This is a genomic window from Vibrio mangrovi (assembly GCF_024346955.1).
GTDB classification, from domain to species: domain Bacteria; phylum Pseudomonadota; class Gammaproteobacteria; order Enterobacterales; family Vibrionaceae; genus Vibrio; species Vibrio mangrovi.
In genome coordinates this window covers 3,419,784-3,444,615 of record NZ_AP024883.1, presented here as the reverse complement: position 1 = coordinate 3,444,615, position 24,832 = coordinate 3,419,784, and the positions used below count along the sequence as shown (strand labels likewise).

13 protein-coding genes, 4 tRNA genes, 6 rRNA genes and 1 riboswitch are annotated in these 24,832 nt (G+C 46.6%); of the genes, 17 read left to right on the top strand and 6 right to left on the bottom strand.

Annotation, left to right across the window (positions count from 1 at the left end):
* Positions 1–84: 84 nt before the first annotated feature.
* The 3 genes from OCU74_RS15350 to OCU74_RS15340 all read left to right on the top strand — a co-directional run bounded on the left by OCU74_RS15350 (position 85) and on the right by OCU74_RS15340 (position 2,072).
* On the top strand, positions 85–447 hold the full coding sequence (locus OCU74_RS15350) for a diacylglycerol kinase (protein WP_087482042.1): 363 nt from the start codon (positions 85–87) through the stop codon (positions 445–447).
* Positions 448–525: 78 nt separating this feature from the next.
* Positions 526–1,149 carry a transcriptional repressor LexA gene (lexA, locus tag OCU74_RS15345; RefSeq protein WP_087481891.1) on the top strand — a complete coding sequence of 208 codons (624 nt, stop codon included), beginning with the start codon at positions 526–528 and terminating at the stop codon, positions 1,147–1,149.
* Between the two features lie 104 nt (positions 1,150–1,253).
* Positions 1,254–2,072, top strand: a complete 819-nt coding sequence (locus tag OCU74_RS15340) for a class I SAM-dependent methyltransferase (RefSeq protein WP_390623631.1) — start codon at positions 1,254–1,256, stop codon at positions 2,070–2,072.
* A 148-nt stretch (positions 2,073–2,220) separates the two neighbouring features.
* On the opposite strand, the gene sthA is transcribed toward OCU74_RS15340, so the two are convergent.
* Positions 2,221–3,621 carry a Si-specific NAD(P)(+) transhydrogenase gene (gene sthA / locus OCU74_RS15335; RefSeq protein WP_087481889.1) on the bottom strand — a complete coding sequence of 467 codons (1,401 nt, stop codon included), beginning with the start codon at positions 3,619–3,621 and terminating at the stop codon, positions 2,221–2,223.
* 226 nt (positions 3,622–3,847) lie between these two features.
* On the opposite strand from sthA, the gene fabR reads away from it, so the two are divergent.
* The gene (gene fabR / locus OCU74_RS15330) at positions 3,848–4,486 is read left to right on the top strand and encodes an HTH-type transcriptional repressor FabR (RefSeq protein ID WP_200807759.1); all 639 of its coding nucleotides are present in this window, start codon (positions 3,848–3,850) and stop codon (positions 4,484–4,486) included.
* Entirely contained in the window at positions 4,476–4,844 is a 369-nt protein-coding gene (locus tag OCU74_RS15325; protein WP_087481887.1) for a YijD family membrane protein, read from the top strand. Before fabR ends, OCU74_RS15325 begins: the two co-directional genes overlap by 11 nt.
* Positions 4,845–5,081: 237 nt before the next feature.
* Here the strand turns inward: OCU74_RS15325 and OCU74_RS15320 are convergent, their stop codons facing one another.
* Positions 5,082–5,396, bottom strand: coding sequence for a hypothetical protein (locus OCU74_RS15320; protein ID WP_087481886.1), 315 nt, complete (start codon positions 5,394–5,396; stop codon positions 5,082–5,084).
* Between the two features lie 398 nt (positions 5,397–5,794).
* A complete protein-coding gene (trmA, locus tag OCU74_RS15315) occupies positions 5,795–6,904 on the bottom strand; it encodes a tRNA (uridine(54)-C5)-methyltransferase TrmA (protein ID WP_087481885.1) in 1,110 nt (369 codons plus the stop codon).
* A gap of 140 nt (positions 6,905–7,044) precedes the next feature.
* Positions 7,045–7,251, top strand: a riboswitch (cobalamin riboswitch).
* 40 nt (positions 7,252–7,291) lie between these two features.
* Between trmA and OCU74_RS15310 the strand changes: the two genes are divergently transcribed.
* Together OCU74_RS15310 and murI are read left to right on the top strand one after the other, a co-directional pair.
* Positions 7,292–9,118, top strand: a complete 1,827-nt coding sequence (locus OCU74_RS15310) for a TonB-dependent receptor domain-containing protein (protein ID WP_143693253.1) — start codon at positions 7,292–7,294, stop codon at positions 9,116–9,118.
* Between the two features lie 114 nt (positions 9,119–9,232).
* Positions 9,233–10,042 (top strand): glutamate racemase, encoded by an 810-nt coding sequence (murI, locus tag OCU74_RS15305; RefSeq protein WP_087482040.1) that lies wholly within the window; start codon positions 9,233–9,235, stop codon positions 10,040–10,042.
* On the opposite strand, the gene OCU74_RS15300 is transcribed toward murI, so the two are convergent.
* Complete coding sequence (locus OCU74_RS15300) at positions 9,996–10,448, bottom strand: RNA recognition motif domain-containing protein (RefSeq protein ID WP_087481884.1); 453 nt, start codon at positions 10,446–10,448, stop codon at positions 9,996–9,998. The two genes, murI and OCU74_RS15300, sit on opposite strands and share 47 nt — an antisense overlap.
* A 560-nt stretch (positions 10,449–11,008) precedes the next feature.
* On the opposite strand from OCU74_RS15300, the gene OCU74_RS15295 reads away from it, so the two are divergent.
* The 10 genes from OCU74_RS15295 to OCU74_RS15250 all read left to right on the top strand — a co-directional run bounded on the left by OCU74_RS15295 (position 11,009) and on the right by OCU74_RS15250 (position 21,880).
* Positions 11,009–12,550 (top strand): 16S ribosomal RNA (locus tag OCU74_RS15295).
* 62 nt (positions 12,551–12,612) lie between these two features.
* Positions 12,613–12,689: transfer RNA gene (locus tag OCU74_RS15290), tRNA-Ile, on the top strand.
* 95 nt (positions 12,690–12,784) lie between these two features.
* Positions 12,785–12,860: transfer RNA gene (locus OCU74_RS15285), tRNA-Ala, on the top strand.
* 317 nt (positions 12,861–13,177) lie between these two features.
* Positions 13,178–16,066: ribosomal RNA gene (locus OCU74_RS15280) — 23S ribosomal RNA — on the top strand.
* 81 nt (positions 16,067–16,147) lie between these two features.
* A 5S ribosomal RNA gene (rrf, locus tag OCU74_RS15275) occupies positions 16,148–16,263 on the top strand.
* 361 nt (positions 16,264–16,624) lie between these two features.
* Positions 16,625–18,166, top strand: a 16S ribosomal RNA gene (locus tag OCU74_RS15270).
* Positions 18,167–18,231: 65 nt separating this feature from the next.
* Positions 18,232–18,307, top strand: a tRNA-Ala gene (locus OCU74_RS15265).
* A 318-nt stretch (positions 18,308–18,625) separates the two neighbouring features.
* A 23S ribosomal RNA gene (locus OCU74_RS15260) occupies positions 18,626–21,514 on the top strand.
* Positions 21,515–21,595: 81 nt separating this feature from the next.
* Positions 21,596–21,711, top strand: a 5S ribosomal RNA gene (gene rrf / locus OCU74_RS15255).
* Together the 16S, 23S and 5S rRNA genes with 4 tRNA genes alongside form the textbook arrangement of a ribosomal RNA operon.
* 92 nt (positions 21,712–21,803) lie before the next feature.
* Positions 21,804–21,880 (top strand) — tRNA-Asp (locus OCU74_RS15250).
* A gap of 304 nt (positions 21,881–22,184) precedes the next feature.
* On the opposite strand, the gene add is transcribed toward OCU74_RS15250, so the two are convergent.
* Both add and glnG read right to left on the bottom strand, forming a co-directional pair.
* The gene (gene add, locus OCU74_RS15245) at positions 22,185–23,186 is read right to left on the bottom strand and encodes an adenosine deaminase (RefSeq protein WP_087482787.1); all 1,002 of its coding nucleotides are present in this window, start codon (positions 23,184–23,186) and stop codon (positions 22,185–22,187) included.
* A 150-nt stretch (positions 23,187–23,336) separates the two neighbouring features.
* Positions 23,337–24,740, bottom strand: coding sequence for a nitrogen regulation protein NR(I) (gene glnG / locus OCU74_RS15240; RefSeq protein ID WP_087482788.1), 1,404 nt, complete (start codon positions 24,738–24,740; stop codon positions 23,337–23,339).
* Positions 24,741–24,832 lie beyond the last annotated feature (92 nt).

Here is a 24,832-nt window from a genome sequence, read left to right as displayed (position 1 = left end):
CTGCGACAGGACTTTGATGCCAAAGTCATGGAACTTCTTTGCTGTCTGTCGGTCTGCACTGAAATTAAATTACCGGAAAAATTTATGCAAAAGAAACCAGCTCAAGGCCTTACTCGTATACTCAATGCAACTAAATATTCCTACCAGGGAATTCGTGCAGCGGTTCTCGGCGAAGCCGCTTTTCGGGAGGAATTAATCGCATGTATTGTTTTGATACCAGTGGCACTGTTTAGTGATGTAACCCGGATAGAGCGTTTGCTTCTGATATCTTCTTTGTTGCTTGTACTGATCGTTGAATTGTTGAATAGTGCAATTGAGGCTGTTGTGGATCGAATCGGCCTTGAACATCACCAACTGGCAGGCCAGGCGAAAGATATGGGATCTGCTGCTGTATTGATCGCTATCCTGATATCACTTTATATCTGGATCGATATCTTTGCATTCTAACTGTTTGAAAGATTCACTTTTCATTTATCAGAATACTGGATATACTCACAGTTGACTGTATAAAAAGACAGGTGAATTATGAAGCCTTTAACACCACGCCAACAACAGGTTTTTGATCTGATCAAAAGTCGGGTTGAAGATACCGGGATGCCGCCAACCCGTGCTGAGATTGCAAAAGAGCTGGGATTTCGTTCTGCTAATGCTGCCGAAGAGCATTTAAAGGCCCTTGCTCGTAAGCAGGTGATTGAAATTGTTCCGGGAGCTTCTCGCGGAATACGGATTCTGATCGATTCTGCCAACGATCCGGCAGATGAAGGATTGCCACTCATTGGGCGAGTTGCTGCCGGTGAGCCAATTTTAGCTCAGGAGCATGTCGAGGCTCATTATAAGGTTGATCCTGAAATGTTCAGGCCTCAGGCTGACTTCCTACTCCGGGTTCATGGCGAGAGTATGAAGAATATTGGGATCATGGATGGTGATCTGCTGGCTGTTCATAAAACTCAGGATGTCAGAAATGGTCAGGTAGTTGTCGCTCGTGTAGAAGATGATGTGACAGTGAAGCGGCTTGAACAACGGGGATCTACAGTTTTACTCCATGCTGAGAATGAAGAATTTTCTCCAATTGAAGTTGATCTCACTTGTCAGGAACTGAACATCGAGGGAATTGCTGTCGGGATTATTCGTAATACCGACTGGATGTAGTGCATAGAAGGTGCAGCATACACAATTAGTTGTTGAGAGTTCTTCTCAATAACTTGTAATTCGAATTGATATTCATTATCATCTGATTCTCGACAGAGAGGACGATGATAATGCCGCATTATTGCCGGAAGCATATAAAACGCTATCAAATTCCCACTCATTTAGTTCAGCCCCTCTGGTTTCGGAGCCGGGAAAGTTTAGCGGATGATGGATTGATCTATGATCCGATAGCAGCACAGGCTTGTTTATCCTGTCACGTTGCACCGGATTGTCTGGATGGTAATATCGATCAAAAGCAATTACTACATGTAACCCTGACTCAGATCTGTGATCGGCAGGTTCGGGATTTTCTCTCAATATATCCTGATGCTTGGATTATCAATGTCGGCGCTGGTTTGGATACCCGGTTTTACCGGGTGGATAACGGGCGTTGTCACTGGATTGAAGTGGACATTTCTGAGAATCTGATTTGGCGGCAGAAGTTATTTCATCCCAGCGAGCGGTACCAGCATATGAATGGTAGCGTTGACTCTCTGGCATGGTTGAAGACTGTGGTTATCCCGGAATCTGCACCGCTTTTGATCCTTTGTGAGCATGCTCTGCTTAGTGTTCAGACTGAGAGTATTTCCCATTTTATCAGAGCACTGGGGTTGAGTTTCCCTCATGCTCATGCATGTCTGCTACTTGCAGGAGATAAAAGTGGGACTCGTTTGGGGCAGAAACTGGGTGCTGGCTTTTACCAACATGGTTTTGCTTCTCCTGGAAACGCTGTGCTGAGTGCTCTTCCCTGGGCAAAAGGTGTCCGTACGTTTTCACCACTGGATTTCCCGTGTCGAAGGTGGAAAATATGGCAGCGTCTGGTTTGTCACCTGACCACATTCAAATTCCGTTATACTCCTGTTGTCGTTCATATCTATTGGTGAAATATCACATCAGCCTGTTCTGATGTTGCGAAGCATTCTTAACCTGGCTGCTTTATACAATTTGCCCTCAGTTTCAGCTTTCCGGTATCAATGGGGGAGATTGGGCCGCATGGTCAGCGACCCTGATAGATTTAAAGTTACTTACGAATCAGAAGAGGCGGTTCAGCCCGTTTAATGCTGCGACCCGATACGCTTCAGCCATTGTTGGATAGTTGAAGGTCGTATTGACGAAATATTCAATGGTGTTAGCTTCTCCTTTCTGTTCCATGATGGCCTGGCCGATATGGATGATTTCAGCGGCACGCTCACCAAAGCAATGGATACCAAGGATCTCTTTGGTTTCCCGGTGAAAAAGGATTTTCAGACTACCGACATCGGTTCCGGCGATTTGCGCCCGGGCCAGATGTTTAAATGAAGAACGTCCGACTTCGTAAGGAATTTTAGCGTTGGTCAGTTCCTGTTCCGTTTTTCCCACTGAACTTATTTCTGGAATGGTATATATTCCGGTTGGAATATCCTCAATCAACTGGTGGTTGCTTGCTCCGAATGCAATAGTTTGCGCGACAAAGCGGCCTTGATCATATGCTGCGCTGGCGAGGCTGGGGTAACCAATCACATCACCAACTGCATAGATATGTTCAACTTCGGTTTGGTAGCTTTGATTTACTGCCAGTTGTCCCCGGGAATCAGCGGTTAATCCCAGCACTTCCAGATTCAGCTTGTCAGTGTTTCCGGCTCTCCCATTTGCATAGAGTAAGCAATCTGCTTTCATCTTTTTCCCGGATTTCAGGTGAACAATCACACCGTCCTGGCAGCCTTCAACTCGCTGATAGGTTTCGTCATTGCGAATAACAACACCATTGTTCCAAAAGTGATATGACAGCGCATCGGAGACTTCGTTATCCAGAAAAGACAGCAAACGGTCCCGGGTATTGATGAGATCCGTCTTCACCCCAAGTCCACGGAAGATTGACGCATATTCGCACCCGATAACACCGGCACCATAGATCAGAATATGTCTGGGATCATGAGCAAGGCTCAGGATTGAATCACTATCGTATATCCGGGGATGATTAAAATCGACATCATGAGGGCGATAAGGTGTGGAGCCTGTTGCAATAACAAACTTGTCGGCAGAGTAGCATTCTTTGCTGCCATCATGCTGAATGACTTCTATGGTATGGCTATCCACGAACCGGGCCAGACCAAAAAGCAGGGTACATTTATTACGATCATAAAACCCTTGTCGTAACCGGGTTTGTTTGTCTATGACTGATTTGGCGTGATTGAGGATACTTGAGAATGTTGAATGCAGGCTGGTGTTGTTGTGACAGAAAAGTGGATTGCTGTTGAATTCGATGATACGGCTGACTGCATGTCTTAATGCTTTTGATGGAATAGTTCCCCAATGGGTACATCCGCCGCCGACACTTTGCTCTTTTTCAACGATTGCTACGTTGAGGCCTGCTTTTGTCAGTCCCATCGCGGCACCTTCACCGCCGGGACCACTGCCGATGACTATGGCATCGAAATGATGAGTCTGTGACATATGACTTCCTGATGAATATTCGTTCTTTTTTTCGGTAGCTATATTGTAACGCATTGTTTGCCCGTGTCTCTGTTCTGCCGACTGATCAGTGATAATGATCGCTGATACACTGATGAAATCAGTTCGGATAGACAATTATATACCTGATAGAATATTGTCTATCGATAAAAAGATAATTCGCGTTATAGTAAGGCGCTCTTTGGTAGTGATTTAGGGATTGTGCTTCATGGGAATTCGTGCTCAACAGAAAGAAAAAACCCGTCGTTCATTAATTGATGCAGCATTTCGTCAATTGAGTGCTCAACAGAGTTTTTCCAGTTTGAGTTTGAGAGAAGTTGCTAGAGAAGCCGGGATTGCTCCGACATCATTTTACCGACACTTCGATGATATGAATGAGTTGGGACTGACGATGGTTGATGAAGGTGGTTTATTACTGCGTCAGCTCATGCGTCAGGCCAGACAAAGGATTGCAACTAAAGGAAGCGTGATTCGGACTTCGGTAGAGACTTTCATGGAATTTATTGAAGACAGCCCCAATGTTTTCCGTTTATTGCTGAGAGAACGCTCCGGAACTTCTTATGAATTTCGTGCCGCAGTCGCAAGAGAGATACAGCATTTTTCTGCGGAGCTGACAGAATATCTGGTCCTGAATGGGATCGAACGTGAGATTGCAGCAGCTCAGGCTGAAGCTTCTGTGACGCTGGTGTTCAGCTCCGGTGCAGAAGCCATGGATCTGGATAAAAGTGAACGGGATGAACTAGCTGAACGATTAATTATTCAATTGAGGATGATTGCTAAAGGTGCAGGCAGCTATCGCATTGCACGTAAACGTCAACAGATAGATGGAGTTGATAATGTCGAATAAAATGAATCGCTCTCAATATACTGCGGAGCGGAAGAACCTGATTCTTGCTTTTGTTGTGGGCATGTGTGGTGATGCCATTCTGTCTTCAATCACGATGAGTGAAGTGTCTTTTTCCATTTTCCCCTGGATTGCGTTGGTATTAGCTGTTCAGGCGCTTTATCAGGAGTACCTGCGCCATCCTGTGTCGGAAGATTTCCCGATGGTTGGTTTGGCCTGTTTCTTCGTTGGTGCTTTCGGTCATTCTGCATTTGTAAAAGCACAGTATCCTGATTCCGGGTCCAATTTTGTAGCGATTATTGTCGTATTGCTTTTGATGATCTGGATTGCCCGAAAGATGGGATACTGGGGAAAGAGTTAACTCATCAGTGATGAGATGAATAAAAAAACGAGCCAAATGGCTCGTTTTTTTATCTTACTTTATTAGGTTATTCACACCAGCTTCTGACCTGAATCATACCAATAGTCTGTATCTGACACATCGAGCTCGTTAATCAAATTCAGCAGTTTCATCTCTGATTTTCTCTGGAAACATAACGTTTACCCCGGCGTTTTTTGCCAGACTTACGTGTTTCTGCTTAAATGGATTGTTATAAAGTTACTGAACAACTGCTATCGCGATACCTTTATGGTCTGCACCCAGGCAGCCGGAAACTCTTACTTGAACTTTTTTACCCGCATGGAACGCAGATAAAGCAATGGACAGTATGTCCTTTAGCATTGGGTGATCACGTTCAAAACGAACTCTGGAGTTAGTACAACCTTCTACTTTGTTGTTTTCAGCAAAGGATAAATAGAGGCCTTCACTTCCCCAACCGGTCTCTATTCTTGATATTGTTTGTGGTGGAAGACTTGCATCTGCATAAACACTTCCACTTATCAACAACATGACTAACCAAATCAATTTCTTCACTGATACCTCCTCAGCTATAACAGTGTTTTTTTAACCAGATATTATCGGTATAAATCTGTCAGAAAATACAGTCATTCCCACTCATATCAATCTGTTTTATCTCACAAAATTATATAAATAAAACGACAACTACAGACTGAGCTTATCTAACGGAATATAAAATTAAGCACATAATCAACCATTAGCAAAAATAGGTCAACTAATGACAAGTGGGTTCTACCCAGATTTTACGGACACATTGTCTTAATGCAGGATTACAGGCAGCAACGAATCTTCATTCAGCAATTGAAGGTTGCTTGCAGTTTGGTGTCGTCAGCGAAGATAGACAGGTTTTTGAGAATTATTACCGTCCCCGTACCCTGTAGTGGTTTTTGAATGATGAAGATCTCTTAAACCCTTTATTTAATGCGCTCTAGCAGTACGCCAGCTTCCATATGGTGGGTAAATGGAAATTGATCAAAGAGAGCAAACCGGCTGACACGATGTGTATCACTCAAAACGGAAAGGTTTTCTCTGAGTGTTTCTGGGTTACAGGAGATATAAAGAATATGCGGGTATTTTTGCACCATTTTACAGGTATCGATGTCCATACCGGAGCGGGGTGGATCGACAAAAATCGTTTCACACTGGTAGCTTTTCAAGTCGACTCCGGCATCTTTCAAACGACGGAATTCACGTTGTCCTTCCATTGCCTGAGTAAATTCTTCGGCGGACATTCGAATGATCTGTACATTATCTATCTTATTGGCAGCAATGTTATATTGCGCAGAGTCGACTGAGGGCTTAGCGAGTTCAGTTGCTAGTACGCGGTTAAAGTTTTGCGCCAGTGCTAGCGAGAAATTACCATTTCCACAGTAGAGTTCCAGCAGATCACCTTGACTGCCCCGAGTACAATCAACCGCCCATTCCAGCATTTTTTCTGCAACACGTCCGTTTGGTTGGGTAAAACTGTTTTCAACTTGCTGATATATATATTTCTGACCGTGAACCGAAAGTTCTTCGATCACGTAATCCCGGTCTAATACCATTTTGATCTTACGGGCTCGTCCGATTAAGTTGAGATTAAAGCCTTGTTGCTGTAGCTGTTGTCGCAGAATCTGTGCCGCCTGTTCCCATTCTTGGCCGATCTGGCGGTGGTAGAGTAATGACACAAGAATTTCACCACTGAGAGTCGATAGAAAATCAACCTGAAACAGTTTGTGGCGCAGGATATCGTTGTCCCGGATATGTTCTATCAGTGCTGGCATCAATTGATTGATAAGTTGGCTTGCTGCCGGGAATTGATCTACACGGTATTTTTGTCGGGTTTCCTGATTAAACATGATGTAGTATAGGTCGCTACCTTCGTGCCAGACCCGGAATTCGGCACGCATTCGGTAGTGTTGCTCTGGAGATTCGAAGATTTCCAGCTCTGGCATCTGAAATTCAGAAAACATGTTGGTAAGCCGGGCCACTTTCTCTTTCAACTGAGATTGGTAGCGTTCGGGATTTACATCAAGAGTAGCCATCGTATTACCTTTTTACACACAGAGCGAACAATCAAAGAGCGCAGATTTTATTCAAACCTGACCAGAAGTCCAGCCCCTTGTATTAAATTCAGCATACTATAAGCAGCTTTCTGACACTGGACAAATGTGACAGGTATCAATATTATCAGCGTCCTGTTGGTGCTGTTAACAATCTGTTAAGAGCTTAAAAGGGAATCTGGTGTAAATCCAGAACTGACGCGCAGCGGTAAATAGAAGACTAAATCTCCCTAGACACTGCATTTTATGTGGGAAGTCGAGGTTTCGGCCGTCGTATTATTGCGATCATATTCTTAAGTCCGAAGACCTGCCAACAGCCGGGACAACATTGCAAACCCGGTCGGATTAACGCGAATTCAGGATATAACAATGAAAAAAACAACTTTAGCGATAGCAGTGGTATCGCAGCTTCCTTGTGCCTTTTATTCTTACGCAGACAGTTCAAATACAGAGACTATGGTTGTTACGGCTAATCGGTTTGAACAGAAAATACAAGAGACGATTGAACCTGTAGAAGTAATTACCAAACAGGATATTGATGCAATTCAAGCGACATCTTTGATTGAAGTTTTGAAACGTTTGCCCAATGCTCAAATTGTTAATCAGGGAGGGATTGGACAAAGCTCGGAGCTTTATTTACAGGGACGCTCATCTAAAAATACGCTATTTCTCATTAACGGTATTCGCATTGGTAGTGCCACTACCGGAGCAACTGATCTATCCGCAATCCCACTGAAAGGTATCGAGAGAATCGAAGTGCTTCGGGGCCCGCGTGCTGCAGTTTATGGTTCTGATGCTGTAAGCGGTGTTGTTAATTTGATTACTACTGCATCACCGAATAACAGGGCAGGTGTTTCGACATCAGTGGGAAGCCATCATTACTTCGATACTAATGCTTATTTTTCTACAGCTGATGAAAGTAGCTGGCTAAACATGTCGATTACACATCAACAGAATGATGGATTTGATGTGAAGTCTGATAGTACTAACACCTATGATTCTGATAATGATGGGGTTCTTTCTCAATATATTCTGGCTGATGCAGGCAAGAATATATCTGATTCATTCACTTTAAAATTTAATGGGTATTATCAGAGAAAAGATTCTGATTATGACTACGGACGATCATCTAACGGAGCAGACCAGACAGATAGCGACTTATACAATATTGGTCTGGTTACAGAATATAAGACAGATCAGAACTATCAAAGTCATTTTACTATTGCAACGAATCAAGACTCGGCCGAAACTCATGGGCAGGGGGCAACACCAAATACGATCAGTACCAATCGGGATACACTGTCATGGGATAACCAGTATAAGTTAAGTCATGCACTTGTAGTTACAGGTGGTGTAGATTGGTATCGTGATCGTGTTGATAACGGTTCAGTCGAATATATTAATGATAAGCGAAGAAATATTGCTGGATATATTGGCGGGTATTTATCCTTGGGGGATTTTTCTGCCGAGGGTAATATTCGACGAGATAAGAGTAGTACCTACAACTATGTGACAACTCGTCAAATTGCATCTGCTTATCGTTTCTCGGATGATTTCCGAATCACGGCTAGTTATGGCGAAGCTTTCAAAGCACCAACATTTAATCAGCTCTACTGGCCTACTCAATGTTTTGGATCCTTTGGTTGTTATTCCGGAAATCCATTACTTGTTCCTGAAGACACAAAAACAGGTGAACTTGCATTCGAAGGAACTTATCAAAATGCGGATATTCGCCTTGCTGCTTATAGAAGTCTTGTCAAAAACATGATCGATAGTTCTTCAAATGAGAATGTAGACAAAGTAGAGATACAAGGTATTGAATTTGTGTCGGAGTTTGATACAGGGAACTTCTATCATACTATTGCATATGATTTTCTGGATGCTAAGAATAGTGCGACGGGTCAGCAACTAAGGCGACGGGCGAGACATAATGTGAAGTGGGATACCGAATATCGAATTGAACAATGGCAAATTAATCTGAGTTATTTGTTTCAGGGAAAAAGATATGATGATGCCAGTAACAGCAAAGTGATGGGGGGCTACGGTTTAGTTGATGTGGCGACTTCTTATTTATTTGATAATGGATTGAAAGTCGGTGCTAAAGTAGCTAATTTGCTTGACAAAGATTATCAGACAGCGCTTGGTTATAACACGGCAGATAGAGAATACTATCTAAACATGTCGTATGATTTTTGATCGTTATGGGCCGCCTATACTGGCGGCTTTCTCATAAATCCATTGTTATTGCCAAAAAACATTGAAAGCGTATGATGCAACTTATTCTCTAGCTTGCTGTTGTTCAATGTTGTTATCGTGTCCTCACTAGTTCCTAATATTCTACTCTTTGATTCCGGTGTCGGCGGGTTGTCGGTTTATCGGGAAATCCATCGTTTACTCCCTAATCATAACTATTTCTATCTGTTTGATAACGAGGGTTATCCTTACGGAGAGTTATCACAGCAAGAATTACTGAGCCGGGTTGAAACCTTAGTTACGTCAATCGTGACGGAAATGGATATTGATTTAGTCGTGATCGCCTGTAATACCGCGAGTACGATCGTCCTCCCTACATTACGCAAAAAACTAAGCATTCCCGTAGTTGGTGTTGTTCCCGCCATTAAGCCTGCCTGCAATCTGGCCCGAAAATCTGTCGGTCTTATCGCAACTCCTGCGACTATCCGACGCCCATATACGCATGAACTGATCCGTGATTTTTCCTGTAATAAAGAAGTATATCTGCTGGGATCGACTGAGTTGGTTGATATCGCTGAACATAAATTACGGGGTGATTCTGTTGATATGGAACAATTGAGCCATATTCTCCAGCCAGTCCGGGGAAGAGTTGATGTTGCTGTACTTGGATGTACTCATTTTCCATTGTTGAGAGGTGAAATTCAGCAGGTGCTGGGAAATGAGGTCGTTTTAGTTGATTCGGGGAAGGCAATTGCTAAAAGAGTTGAGAGCCTGGTTTCACCACTAATGTGTCGACATATTCCGGGAAAGCACCGGATATTTTCCAGTACCTTCCCATTTAAAGAGAAGGCACTGAATCAGATCCTTTCAGGTTGGGGATTTAATCGAGTTGAACGTTTTCCGATTCCGGATTTTTCGGATCGTTAGCAACCCGGACTTTTAGGGTTCTGTCCATATAACTGGACTCATTGAGTTGAGTAATGGCTTTTTGAGCTTCGGCGTCGGGCATGACGACAAAACCAAATCCACGCCGCTTCCCGGTCCGCTTGTCTTTCATTAAACGGACTGCAAATACTTCGCCGTATTGTGAAAATAGGCTTTTCACATTTGATTCATTTGCTTTGTAAGGCAGATTGCCGACATATAGCGTTGTTGTCGCCATCTGTGATTGTTGGCGAGAAGATGTGGTTTGTGAGGTGAGGATAAAAATAAGGGTTGCACCTGCAAGTCCAATCAGAAAAGCAACAACCGCGGGAATTGCCAACTGAGAAAGAGCGATAGCACCTAACACAGCAAATGCGGCAAGCCATAAAAGAGATTTAGTCAAATTCATATTGGAATACTACTTATCAATTAAATAAGAAAGATGAATACATAAACAAAATAGAACAGATACATGAATCTTACGTTTATGTATGGTGTTTTTCCAACCTATTGCTGTGATAATCCTCAAAGGTTGTAACATTATTTAAAAGGTTTTTGATTCCTTTTTGAGCAAACGAAAGAAAAAGTTAAAAAATCACTTGCTACAAGTTATTTGTTCCCTATAATGCCGCCTCACCGACAGAGAGTGTCTGAAAACGGCAAGCTGAAGGTCAAAGAAAATCTAGAAAATACTGGCAAATATGTGTTGACTTGATTTTCGAAAGGCGTAAGATACGCACCCCTAGCCGAGGCGATAAGCCCAGCGCTAGATGCTCTTTAACAATATAGACCAATCAATCTGTGTGGGCACTCGTCGATAAACATCCAAAAGATTTTATCAATGATACGAGTGACCAACCGAACCGAGATTCTTTCGGGAATTGAAGTTCAGCACAGTCAATTCAGTCTTACATTTATGTAAGACGAACAGTATTCATTGAGCCGAAGCTTCAGCTTCAAAAAAACTTTTAATTGAAGAGTTTGATCATGGCTCAGATTGAACGCTGGCGGCAGGCCTAACACATGCAAGTCGAGCGGAAACGAGAGAAAGCTTGCTTTCTCGGCGTCGAGCGGCGGACGGGTGAGTAAAGCCTGGGAAATTGCCCTGATGTGGGGGATAACCATTGGAAACGATGGCTAATACCGCATAATGTCTACGGACCAAAGAGGGGGACCTTCGGGCCTCTCGCGTCAGGATATGCCCAGGTGGGATTAGCTAGTTGGTGAGGTAAAGGCTCACCAAGGCGACGATCCCTAGCTGGTCTGAGAGGATGATCAGCCACACTGGAACTGAGACACGGTCCAGACTCCTACGGGAGGCAGCAGTGGGGAATATTGCACAATGGGCGCAAGCCTGATGCAGCCATGCCGCGTGTATGAAGAAGGCCTTCGGGTTGTAAAGTACTTTCAGCAGTGAGGAAGGGGATAGTTTTAATAGAGCTGTTCTTTGACGTTAGCTGCAGAAGAAGCACCGGCTAACTCCGTGCCAGCAGCCGCGGTAATACGGAGGGTGCGAGCGTTAATCGGAATTACTGGGCGTAAAGCGCATGCAGGTGGTCTGTTAAGTCAGATGTGAAAGCCCGGGGCTTAACCTCGGAGTTGCATTTGAAACTGGCAGGCTAGAGTACTGTAGAGGGGGGTAGAATTTCAGGTGTAGCGGTGAAATGCGTAGAGATCTGAAGGAATACCGGTGGCGAAGGCGGCCCCCTGGACAGATACTGACACTCAGATGCGAAAGCGTGGGGAGCAAACAGGATTAGATACCCTGGTAGTCCACGCCGTAAACGATGTCTACTTGGAGGTTGTGACCCAGAGTCGTGGCTTTCGGAGCTAACGCGTTAAGTAGACCGCCTGGGGAGTACGGTCGCAAGATTAAAACTCAAATGAATTGACGGGGGCCCGCACAAGCGGTGGAGCATGTGGTTTAATTCGATGCAACGCGAAGAACCTTACCTACTCTTGACATCCAGAGAAGCCGGAAGAGATTCTGGTGTGCCTTCGGGAGCTCTGAGACAGGTGCTGCATGGCTGTCGTCAGCTCGTGTTGTGAAATGTTGGGTTAAGTCCCGCAACGAGCGCAACCCTTATCCTTGATTGCCAGCGGTTAGGCCGGGAACTTCAGGGAGACTGCCGGTGATAAACCGGAGGAAGGTGGGGACGACGTCAAGTCATCATGGCCCTTACGAGTAGGGCTACACACGTGCTACAATGGCGTATACAGAGGGCAGCTAACTCGCGAGAGCATGCGAATCCCAAAAAGTACGTCGTAGTCCGGATTGGAGTCTGCAACTCGACTCCATGAAGTCGGAATCGCTAGTAATCGTAGATCAGAATGCTACGGTGAATACGTTCCCGGGCCTTGTACACACCGCCCGTCACACCATGGGAGTGGGCTGCAAAAGAAGCAGGTAGTTTAACCTTCGGGAGGACGCTTGCCACTTTGTGGTTCATGACTGGGGTGAAGTCGTAACAAGGTAGCGCTAGGGGAACCTGGCGCTGGATCACCTCCTTACGTAAAGATGTTGTTGTATGAGTGTTCACACAGATTGATTTGGTTTATAGAGAAGAGATTTTGGGTCTGTAGCTCAGGTGGTTAGAGCGTTCGCCTGATAAGCGAGAGGTCGGTGGTTCAAGTCCACTCAGACCCACCAAATTTCCTTCTGCTGTGTTAAGTTATTCGTCGCATATTATTGATATGCTTCCTCATAACTTGCCTTGCATAAGAAAATTTGCAATATGCCGCGATGGGGCTATAGCTCAGCTGGGAGAGCGCCTGCCTTGCACGCAGGAGGTCTGCGGTTCGATCCCGCATAGCTCCACCATCTTTAAGTGTTCTTTTTTAGAGTGTTAAGAAAGAGAATATTTAGAAATGGTTTTGCTTTGAATGAAGTAAAATCTTGCTCTTTAACAATTTGGAAAGCTGACAAAGTAATGGTTGTTTTTAAAGAAACAACAGATTACTTGTAAAAGTTCTCAATACTTTCTCGAAAGAGAAAGACCAACACAATCAAGTGTTCTTGGAATACATTTAATGTATGTATTCAATTGAGTCCGGCAAAACCAGTCTCTCGCTCATGTAAATCAATGAGAGACAACTTTGGTTGCTGACAGTGCAATCTGAAACTTCTTCGGGTTGTATGGTTAAGTGACTAAGCGTACACGGTGGATGCCTTGGCAGTCAGAGGCGATGAAGGACGTACTAACTTGCGATAAGCTCAGATGAGGCAGTAAGAGCCACTTGAGTCTGAGATTTCCGAATGGGGAAACCCACATGCATAAGCATGTATCATTAACTGAATCCATAGGTTAATGAGGCGAACCGGGAGAACTGAAACATCTAAGTACCCCGAGGAAAAGAAATCAACCGAGATTCCGAAAGTAGCGGCGAGCGAAATCGGACCAGCCCTTAAGCATAGGCAGCGTCAGGTGAAGTGTCTGGAAAGGCACGCGATACAGGGTGACAGCCCCGTAACCGGCAGCGCTGCTTAAGTGAAATCGAGTAAGGCGGGACACGTGATATCCTGTCTGAATATGGGGGGACCATCCTCCAAGGCTAAATACTCCTGACTGACCGATAGTGAACCAGTACCGTGAGGGAAAGGCGAAAAGAACCCCTGTGAGGGGAGTGAAATAGAACCTGAAACCGTGTACGTACAAGCAGTAGGAGCAGGCTTTGTCCTGTGACTGCGTACCTTTTGTATAATGGGTCAGCGACTTATATTCAGTGGCAAGGTTAACCGTATAGGGGAGCCGTAGCGAAAGCGAGTCTTAACTGGGCGCTTAGTCTCTGGATATAGACCCGAAACCGGGTGATCTAGCCATGGGCAGGTTGAAGGTTGAGTAACATCAACTGGAGGACCGAACCGACTAATGTTGAAAAATTAGCGGATGACTTGTGGCTAGGGGTGAAAGGCCAATCAAACCCGGAGATAGCTGGTTCTCCCCGAAAGCTATTTAGGTAGCGCCTCGGACGAATACTACTGGGGGTAGAGCACTGTTAAGGCTAGGGGGTCATCCCGACTTACCAACCCTTTGCAAACTCCGAATACCAGTAAGTACTATCCGGGAGACACACGGCGGGTGCTAACGTCCGTCGTGGAGAGGGAAACAACCCAGACCGCCAGCTAAGGTCCCAAATTACAGCTAAGTGGGAAACGATGTGGGAAGGCTCAGACAGCTAGGATGTTGGCTTAGAAGCAGCCATCATTTAAAGAAAGCGTAATAGCTCACTAGTCGAGTCGGCCTGCGCGGAAGATGTAACGGGGCTAAGCTGTAAACCGAAGCTGCGGCAATGTGATTTATCATATTGGGTAGGGGAGCGTTCTGTAAGCGGCTGAAGGTGTGCTGTAAGGCATGCTGGACGTATCAGAAGTGCGAATGCTGACATGAGTAACGACAAAGGGGGTGAAAAACCTCCTCGCCGGAAGACCAAGGGTTCCTGTCCAACGTTAATCGGGGCAGGGTGAGTCGACCCCTAAGGCGAGGCCGAAAGGCGTAGTCGATGGGAAACGGGTTAATATTCCCGTACTTGTTGTGAATGCGATGGGGGGACGGAGAAGGCTAGGTGGGCCTGGCGACGGTTGTCCAGGTTCAAGTGCGTAGGCTGTGGGATTAGGCAAATCCGGTTCCACAACAGGCTGAGACACGATGTCGAGCTGCTACGGTAGTGAAGTCATTGATGCCATGCTTCCGGGAAAAGCCTCTAAGCTTCAGTTCACAAGAAATCGTACCCCAAACCGACACAGGTGGTCGGGTAGAGAATACCAAGGCGCTTGAGAGAACTCGGGTGAAGGAACTAGGCAAAATGGTACCGTAACTTCGGGAGAAGGTACGCTCCTGATGGTGAAGTCCCTTGCGGATGGAGCTGACGGGAGTCGCAGATACCAGGTGGCTGCAACTGTTTATTAAAAACACAGCACTGTGCAAAATCGTAAGATGACGTATACGGTGTGACGCCTGCCCGGTGCCGGAAGGTTAATTGATGGGGTTAGCGTATGCGAAGCTCTTGATCGAAGCCCCGGTAAACGGCGGCCGTAACTATAACGGTCCTAAGGTAGCGAAATTCCTTGTCGGGTAAGTTCCGACCTGCACGAATGGCGTAATGATGGCCACGCTGTCTCCACCCGAGACTCAGTGAAATTGAAATCGCTGTGAAGATGCAGTGTACCCGCGGCTAGACGGAAAGACCCCGTGAACCTTTACTACAGCTTGGCACTGAACATTGAGCCTACATGTGTAGGATAGGTGGGAGGCTTTGAAGCAGTCACGCCAGTGATTGTGGAGCCGACCTTGAAATACCACCCTTGTATGTTTGATGTTCTAACTTAGGCCCGTAATCCGGGTTGAGGACAGTGCCTGGTGGGTAGTTTGACTGGGGCGGTCTCCTCCCAAAGAGTAACGGAGGAGCACGAAGGTGGGCTAATCACGGTTGGACATCGTGAGGTTAGTGTAATGGCATAAGCCCGCTTGACTGCGAGAGTGACGGCTCGAGCAGGTGCGAAAGCAGGTCATAGTGATCCGGTGGTTCTGAATGGAAGGGCCATCGCTCAACGGATAAAAGGTACTCCGGGGATAACAGGCTGATACCGCCCAAGAGTTCATATCGACGGCGGTGTTTGGCACCTCGATGTCGGCTCATCACATCCTGGGGCTGAAGTCGGTCCCAAGGGTATGGCTGTTCGCCATTTAAAGTGGTACGCGAGCTGGGTTTAGAACGTCGTGAGACAGTTCGGTCCCTATCTGCCGTGGGCGTTGGAAGATTGAAGGGGGCTGCTCCTAGTACGAGAGGACCGGAGTGGACGAACCTCTGGTGTTCGGGTTGTGATGCCAATCGCATTGCCCGGTAGCTAAGTTCGGAATCGATAACCGCTGAAAGCATCTAAGCGGGAAGCGAGCCCTGAGATGAGTCTTCCCTGGCACTTAAAGTGTCCTGAAGGGTTGTTCGAGACCAGAACGTTGATAGGCAGGGTGTGTAAGTGCTGTGAGGCATTGAGCTAACCTGTACTAATTGCCCGTGAGACTTAACCATACAACACCGAAGGGGTTTTAGGGCTCTGAAGAGACTTGATTGTGGATATGAGAATACAGCTTTCCGGATTAGAAGAATTTGCCTGGCGGCCATAGCGTTTTGGACCCACCTGATTCCATGCCGAACTCAGAAGTGAAACGAAACAGCGCCGATGGTAGTGTGGGGTCTCCCCATGTGAGAGTAGGTCATCGCCAGGCTTTAATTATCGTTTTCAGGTTGAGATAAACCCGGAAACATGCTTGCTTCTTCAGGAAGCAGGTCACCATAAAGCTTTTCAGAAAGATGAAAGTTTTATGTTGACTTTCGAAGTAGGTAGCGTATTATACGCCTCCTGCCAAGGTGCTAAGGCACTGAAAGCAAAGCTCTTTAACAATATAGACCAATCAATCTGTGTGGGCACTCGTCGATAAACATCCAAAAGATTTTATCAATGATACGAGTGACCAACCGAACCGAGATTCTTTCGGGAATTGAAGTTCAGCACAGTCAATTCAGTCTTACATTTATGTAAGACGAACAGTATTCATTGAGCCGAAGCTTCAGCTTCAAAAAAACTTTTAATTGAAGAGTTTGATCATGGCTCAGATTGAACGCTGGCGGCAGGCCTAACACATGCAAGTCGAGCGGAAACGAGAGAAAGCTTGCTTTCTCGGCGTCGAGCGGCGGACGGGTGAGTAAAGCCTGGGAAATTGCCCTGATGTGGGGGATAACCATTGGAAACGATGGCTAATACCGCATAATGTCTACGGACCAAAGAGGGGGACCTTCGGGCCTCTCGCGTCAGGATATGCCCAGGTGGGATTAGCTAGTTGGTGAGGTAAGGGCTCACCAAGGCGACGATCCCTAGCTGGTCTGAGAGGATGATCAGCCACACTGGAACTGAGACACGGTCCAGACTCCTACGGGAGGCAGCAGTGGGGAATATTGCACAATGGGCGCAAGCCTGATGCAGCCATGCCGCGTGTATGAAGAAGGCCTTCGGGTTGTAAAGTACTTTCAGCAGTGAGGAAGGGGATAGTTTTAATAGAGCTGTTCTTTGACGTTAGCTGCAGAAGAAGCACCGGCTAACTCCGTGCCAGCAGCCGCGGTAATACGGAGGGTGCGAGCGTTAATCGGAATTACTGGGCGTAAAGCGCATGCAGGTGGTCTGTTAAGTCAGATGTGAAAGCCCGGGGCTTAACCTCGGAGTTGCATTTGAAACTGGCAGGCTAGAGTACTGTAGAGGGGGGTAGAATTTCAGGTGTAGCGGTGAAATGCGTAGAGATCTGAAGGAATACCGGTGGCGAAGGCGGCCCCCTGGACAGATACTGACACTCAGATGCGAAAGCGTGGGGAGCAAACAGGATTAGATACCCTGGTAGTCCACGCCGTAAACGATGTCTACTTGGAGGTTGTGACCCAGAGTCGTGGCTTTCGGAGCTAACGCGTTAAGTAGACCGCCTGGGGAGTACGGTCGCAAGATTAAAACTCAAATGAATTGACGGGGGCCCGCACAAGCGGTGGAGCATGTGGTTTAATTCGATGCAACGCGAAGAACCTTACCTACTCTTGACATCCAGAGAAGCCGGAAGAGATTCTGGTGTGCCTTCGGGAGCTCTGAGACAGGTGCTGCATGGCTGTCGTCAGCTCGTGTTGTGAAATGTTGGGTTAAGTCCCGCAACGAGCGCAACCCTTATCCTTGATTGCCAGCGGTTAGGCCGGGAACTTCAGGGAGACTGCCGGTGATAAACCGGAGGAAGGTGGGGACGACGTCAAGTCATCATGGCCCTTACGAGTAGGGCTACACACGTGCTACAATGGCGTATACAGAGGGCAGCTAACTCGCGAGAGCATGCGAATCCCAAAAAGTACGTCGTAGTCCGGATTGGAGTCTGCAACTCGACTCCATGAAGTCGGAATCGCTAGTAATCGTAGATCAGAATGCTACGGTGAATACGTTCCCGGGCCTTGTACACACCGCCCGTCACACCATGGGAGTGGGCTGCAAAAGAAGCAGGTAGTTTAACCTTCGGGAGGACGCTTGCCACTTTGTGGTTCATGACTGGGGTGAAGTCGTAACAAGGTAGCGCTAGGGGAACCTGGCGCTGGATCACCTCCTTACGTAAAGATGTTGTTGTATGAGTGTTCACACAGATTGATTTGGTTTATAGAGAAGAGATTTTAGTGGGGCTATAGCTCAGCTGGGAGAGCGCTTGCATGGCATGCAAGAGGTCTGCGGTTCGATCCCGCATAGCTCCACCATCTTTAAGTGTTCTTTTTTAGAGTGTTAAGAAAGAGAATATTTAGAAATGGTTTTGCTTTGAATGAAGTAAAATCTTGCTCTTTAACAATTTGGAAAGCTGACAAAGTAATGGTTGTTTTTTAAAGAAACAACAGATTACTTGTAAAAGTTCTCAATACTTTCTCGAAAGAGAAAGACCAACACAATCAAGTGTTCTTGGAATACATTTAATGTATGTATTCAATTGAGTCCGGCAAAACCAGTCTCTCGCTCATGTAAATCAATGAGAGACAACTTTGGTTGCTGACAGTGCAATCTGAAACTTCTTCGGGTTGTATGGTTAAGTGACTAAGCGTACACGGTGGATGCCTTGGCAGTCAGAGGCGATGAAGGACGTACTAACTTGCGATAAGCTCAGATGAGGCAGTAAGAGCCACTTGAGTCTGAGATTTCCGAATGGGGAAACCCACATGCATAAGCATGTATCATTAACTGAATCCATAGGTTAATGAGGCGAACCGGGAGAACTGAAACATCTAAGTACCCCGAGGAAAAGAAATCAACCGAGATTCCGAAAGTAGCGGCGAGCGAAATCGGACCAGCCCTTAAGCATAGGCAGCGTCAGGTGAAGTGTCTGGAAAGGCACGCGATACAGGGTGACAGCCCCGTAACCGGCAGCGCTGCTTAAGTGAAATCGAGTAAGGCGGGACACGTGATATCCTGTCTGAATATGGGGGGACCATCCTCCAAGGCTAAATACTCCTGACTGACCGATAGTGAACCAGTACCGTGAGGGAAAGGCGAAAAGAACCCCTGTGAGGGGAGTGAAATAGAACCTGAAACCGTGTACGTACAAGCAGTAGGAGCAGGCTTTGTCCTGTGACTGCGTACCTTTTGTATAATGGGTCAGCGACTTATATTCAGTGGCAAGGTTAACCGTATAGGGGAGCCGTAGCGAAAGCGAGTCTTAACTGGGCGCTTAGTCTCTGGATATAGACCCGAAACCGGGTGATCTAGCCATGGGCAGGTTGAAGGTTGAGTAACATCAACTGGAGGACCGAACCGACTAATGTTGAAAAATTAGCGGATGACTTGTGGCTAGGGGTGAAAGGCCAATCAAACCCGGAGATAGCTGGTTCTCCCCGAAAGCTATTTAGGTAGCGCCTCGGACGAATACTACTGGGGGTAGAGCACTGTTAAGGCTAGGGGGTCATCCCGACTTACCAACCCTTTGCAAACTCCGAATACCAGTAAGTACTATCCGGGAGACACACGGCGGGTGCTAACGTCCGTCGTGGAGAGGGAAACAACCCAGACCGCCAGCTAAGGTCCCAAATTACAGCTAAGTGGGAAACGATGTGGGAAGGCTCAGACAGCTAGGATGTTGGCTTAGAAGCAGCCATCATTTAAAGAAAGCGTAATAGCTCACTAGTCGAGTCGGCCTGCGCGGAAGATGTAACGGGGCTAAGCTGTAAACCGAAGCTGCGGCAATGTGATTTATCATATTGGGTAGGGGAGCGTTCTGTAAGCGGCTGAAGGTGTGCTGTAAGGCATGCTGGACGTATCAGAAGTGCGAATGCTGACATGAGTAACGACAAAGGGGGTGAAAAACCTCCTCGCCGGAAGACCAAGGGTTCCTGTCCAACGTTAATCGGGGCAGGGTGAGTCGACCCCTAAGGCGAGGCCGAAAGGCGTAGTCGATGGGAAACGGGTTAATATTCCCGTACTTGTTGTGAATGCGATGGGGGGACGGAGAAGGCTAGGTGGGCCTGGCGACGGTTGTCCAGGTTCAAGTGCGTAGGCTGTGGGATTAGGCAAATCCGGTTCCACAACAGGCTGAGACACGATGTCGAGCTGCTACGGTAGTGAAGTCATTGATGCCATGCTTCCGGGAAAAGCCTCTAAGCTTCAGTTCACAAGAAATCGTACCCCAAACCGACACAGGTGGTCGGGTAGAGAATACCAAGGCGCTTGAGAGAACTCGGGTGAAGGAACTAGGCAAAATGGTACCGTAACTTCGGGAGAAGGTACGCTCCTGATGGTGAAGTCCCTTGCGGATGGAGCTGACGGGAGTCGCAGATACCAGGTGGCTGCAACTGTTTATTAAAAACACAGCACTGTGCAAAATCGTAAGATGACGTATACGGTGTGACGCCTGCCCGGTGCCGGAAGGTTAATTGATGGGGTTAGCGTATGCGAAGCTCTTGATCGAAGCCCCGGTAAACGGCGGCCGTAACTATAACGGTCCTAAGGTAGCGAAATTCCTTGTCGGGTAAGTTCCGACCTGCACGAATGGCGTAATGATGGCCACGCTGTCTCCACCCGAGACTCAGTGAAATTGAAATCGCTGTGAAGATGCAGTGTACCCGCGGCTAGACGGAAAGACCCCGTGAACCTTTACTACAGCTTGGCACTGAACATTGAGCCTACATGTGTAGGATAGGTGGGAGGCTTTGAAGCAGTCACGCCAGTGATTGTGGAGCCGACCTTGAAATACCACCCTTGTATGTTTGATGTTCTAACTTAGGCCCGTAATCCGGGTTGAGGACAGTGCCTGGTGGGTAGTTTGACTGGGGCGGTCTCCTCCCAAAGAGTAACGGAGGAGCACGAAGGTGGGCTAATCACGGTTGGACATCGTGAGGTTAGTGTAATGGCATAAGCCCGCTTGACTGCGAGAGTGACGGCTCGAGCAGGTGCGAAAGCAGGTCATAGTGATCCGGTGGTTCTGAATGGAAGGGCCATCGCTCAACGGATAAAAGGTACTCCGGGGATAACAGGCTGATACCGCCCAAGAGTTCATATCGACGGCGGTGTTTGGCACCTCGATGTCGGCTCATCACATCCTGGGGCTGAAGTCGGTCCCAAGGGTATGGCTGTTCGCCATTTAAAGTGGTACGCGAGCTGGGTTTAGAACGTCGTGAGACAGTTCGGTCCCTATCTGCCGTGGGCGTTGGAAGATTGAAGGGGGCTGCTCCTAGTACGAGAGGACCGGAGTGGACGAACCTCTGGTGTTCGGGTTGTGATGCCAATCGCATTGCCCGGTAGCTAAGTTCGGAATCGATAACCGCTGAAAGCATCTAAGCGGGAAGCGAGCCCTGAGATGAGTCTTCCCTGGCACTTAAAGTGTCCTGAAGGGTTGTTCGAGACCAGAACGTTGATAGGCAGGGTGTGTAAGTGCTGTGAGGCATTGAGCTAACCTGTACTAATTGCCCGTGAGACTTAACCATACAACACCGAAGGGGTTTTAGGGCTCTGAAGAGACTTGGTTGTGGATTTGAGAATACAGCTTTCCGGATTAAAAGAATTTGCCTGGCGGCCATAGCGTTTTGGACCCACCTGATTCCATGCCGAACTCAGAAGTGAAACGAAACAGCGCCGATGGTAGTGTGGGGTCTCCCCATGTGAGAGTAGGTCATCGCCAGGCTTACATTATGTTTTTGTCTTTGAGAAGATGAGAACCGAGCTAAATGAAGCAGCTGTTGCATTAGACTTGATTTAGCAGACAGATTGAAAAGTGGAGCGGTAGTTCAGTTGGTTAGAATACCGGCCTGTCACGCCGGGGGTCGCGGGTTCGAGTCCCGTCCGCTCCGCCACTTATTGAAGCCTCAGTTGCAAGACTGGGGCTTTTTTACGTCGGGACTACTGGTTTCTGTTGTTTTGCCCCAAAGGTTTCAGCCTGCTTACACCGGTTTCTACGCTGACCAACTTTACAACTACGGCTATCCATTCTGAATCTATTTCCAGACTAATATGTTGGCCTCAGACTCTGATACCCACTGAAACTGTTAGTCCACTGTTGTCCGATTAGGGAAGTTTTACTGGATGAAATATATGTGGAGTTATAGGGAGAAGAGCAGGGAACAATGAATCCCTGCAAATGGTGATTTGGTTTAAATATTACTTAGAGAGTGCATGCTGTCTGATCTTTTGCTTCTCTTTATCAGATAAAAAAGCTAGTTCAAGTCCATTGTTTTGTATCTCTCTCAGTTGCTCAGGTGATAGACCAGCTTTGGGCGCTGCACTTTCATACTCATGTAATAATTCAATACCTTCAACAGCAGGATCATCAGTATTGAGGCAGACAGGAATTCCATATTTCAGAAATGTTTTAATCGGGTGTTTTTCTAAGCAATCAACAGTACTGGTCTGAATATTCGAAGTTAAACAGGATTCAATTCCGATTCCATGTTTCGCCATGTATTCCATTAAGTTTGGATCATTGATAGCTTTCACGCCGTGCCCTATCCGGGTTGCTCCCAATTCTTGGATAGCCTGCCAGATACTTTCTGAACCGGCAGCTTCTCCGGCATGTACGGTTACATGCAAGCCTGATTCTCGGACTTGCTGAAAATGGGAAATGAACTGTTCACCCGGATGACCTAACTCATCTCCGGCAAGATCGATAGCGACCATATGTTTTTTCTGTGTCAGGATTGCTGTTAATTCTTCTTGGCAGGCCTTCGTCCCGAAGGTTCGGCTCATAATACCAATCAGGTTCACCTGAACATTAAGATCTCTGCTGCCAGCTTGAACACCATCAATAACAGCTTCGACAACACCTCCGAGTGGTAGTTGATGATTCATTGCCATATAGTAGGGAGAAAATCTCAGTTCCGCATAGTCAATACCAGCCCGTAAGAGATCTGCCACATTTTCATACGCAATACGCCGGCATGCCTCAAGATCTCCCAATACGGAAACTCCCCAATCTAACTTTGCCAGAAAAGCAACAAGCGAGGGTTCGTTATCAAGAACTTGTACATGAGGACGTAGCTGCTCCAGATTATTTGCTGGCAGAGAGATATTAAACTGCCTGGCTAGTTCCAGAATTGTCTGAGGACGAATATTCCCATCAAGATGGCGGTGTAAATCAGTAAGTGGAAGAGTGGGATCGATCATGCTGGTCACCTTTGTAACACATTTGTCCGGGGTAAGGTTTGCTTAGTATAAGGAGCCGAACAAGATATGTCAGCTGATGAGCAGTAGTGACTACTTCATTGGGTGAAGAAGTAGTCACATATGATTTGATATTGAAAAATTGAGGAGAACTCAATAAAGCTCTTTCAACTTTCTGGTCAGCGTGTTGCGCCCCCATCCCAGAACTTTTGCCGCATCCTGTTTATGACCGTTGGTATGATTTAATGCAGCTTCCAGAAGAATTCTTTCAAACTCAGGTAAAGCATAAGAGAGTAGATCAGTCTCTCCTGCGGATAAGGCTGTTTTCGCCCAAGCTTCCAGTTGCTTCTGCCAGCTAGTGTCACTGTCAAATTCTACACTTTTCTTCTCTGCAAGAAGCTCTGAAGGTAAATCATTTGGCAGGACTTCAGTTCCACTGGCCATGACAGTGAGCCAGCGGCACATGTTCTCGAGTTGACGGACATTCCCAGGCCAATCCAGTCGATTTAATATTTCCAGTGACTTTGGATGCAAGGTTTTCATTTCAACGCCAAGCTCCTTCGCTGCCAGAGCGAGGAAATGTTTCGTCAGCTTCTCAATATCTTGTCGTCGTTCTCTGAGCGCAGGAATATGAATCCGGATGACATTCAGACGATGGAAGAGGTCTTCTCTGAATTTCCCCTGATGAACCAGTTTCTCAAGGTTTTGATGCGTCGCAGCAACAATTCGGACATCGACTTTTATCGCTGAATGTCCCCCGACACGATAAAATTGTCCGTCGGCTAATACACGTAGTAATCGTGTTTGGATATCAAGGGGCATATCTCCAATTTCATCCAGAAATAACGTGCCGCCATTGGCCTGTTCAAATCGGCCTTGTCTGACATTATTCGCACCAGTAAATGCACCTTTCTCGTGACCGAATAGCTCTGATTCAATCAGATCCTTTGGAATCGCAGCCATATTCAAGGCGATAAACGGCTTTTGAGCTCTGGGACTGTGGCGGTGCAACGCATGAGCAACCAGCTCTTTACCCGTACCTGATTCACCGTTGATCAGAACAGAAATTGAAGAACGGGAAAGACGTCCTATTGCTCTGAAAACTTCCTGCATGGCTGGAGCTTCACCAATAATTTCTGGTGTTTCATCGGTATTTGCCAGTCGGCCAGACTGCTCTTTTCTCTGTTCCTGCCCATGGGCGATGGCTCGTTCTACTAAAGTCAGGGTTTCGTCAACATCAAAGGGCTTGGGAAGATATTCAAAAGCTCCTTTTTGGTATGCATTGACTGCAGCATCCAGATCCGAGTGAGCTGTCATGATGATCACAGGTAGATCCGGCGAGCGGGTGTGAACTTGATTCAATAGTTCGATTCCATCGATTCCGGGCATACGGATATCGGATACTAATACGTCAGGGGATTCTCTTTCCAAAGCCATCAGTACACTTTCTGCATCAGAGAAAGTTTCACATTTGATGTTCGCTGAAGACAGGGTTTTCTCCATCACCCATCGAATAGAGCTATCGTCATCGACAACCCATACGTATCCTTTACTCATAATCAGTATTCCTCAAACAGCATCTGTCACTAACGTTTGTTAAGCGGTAAAAGTTCTTTGTTCCGTAAATAGTTACTTCATTCGTAAATATT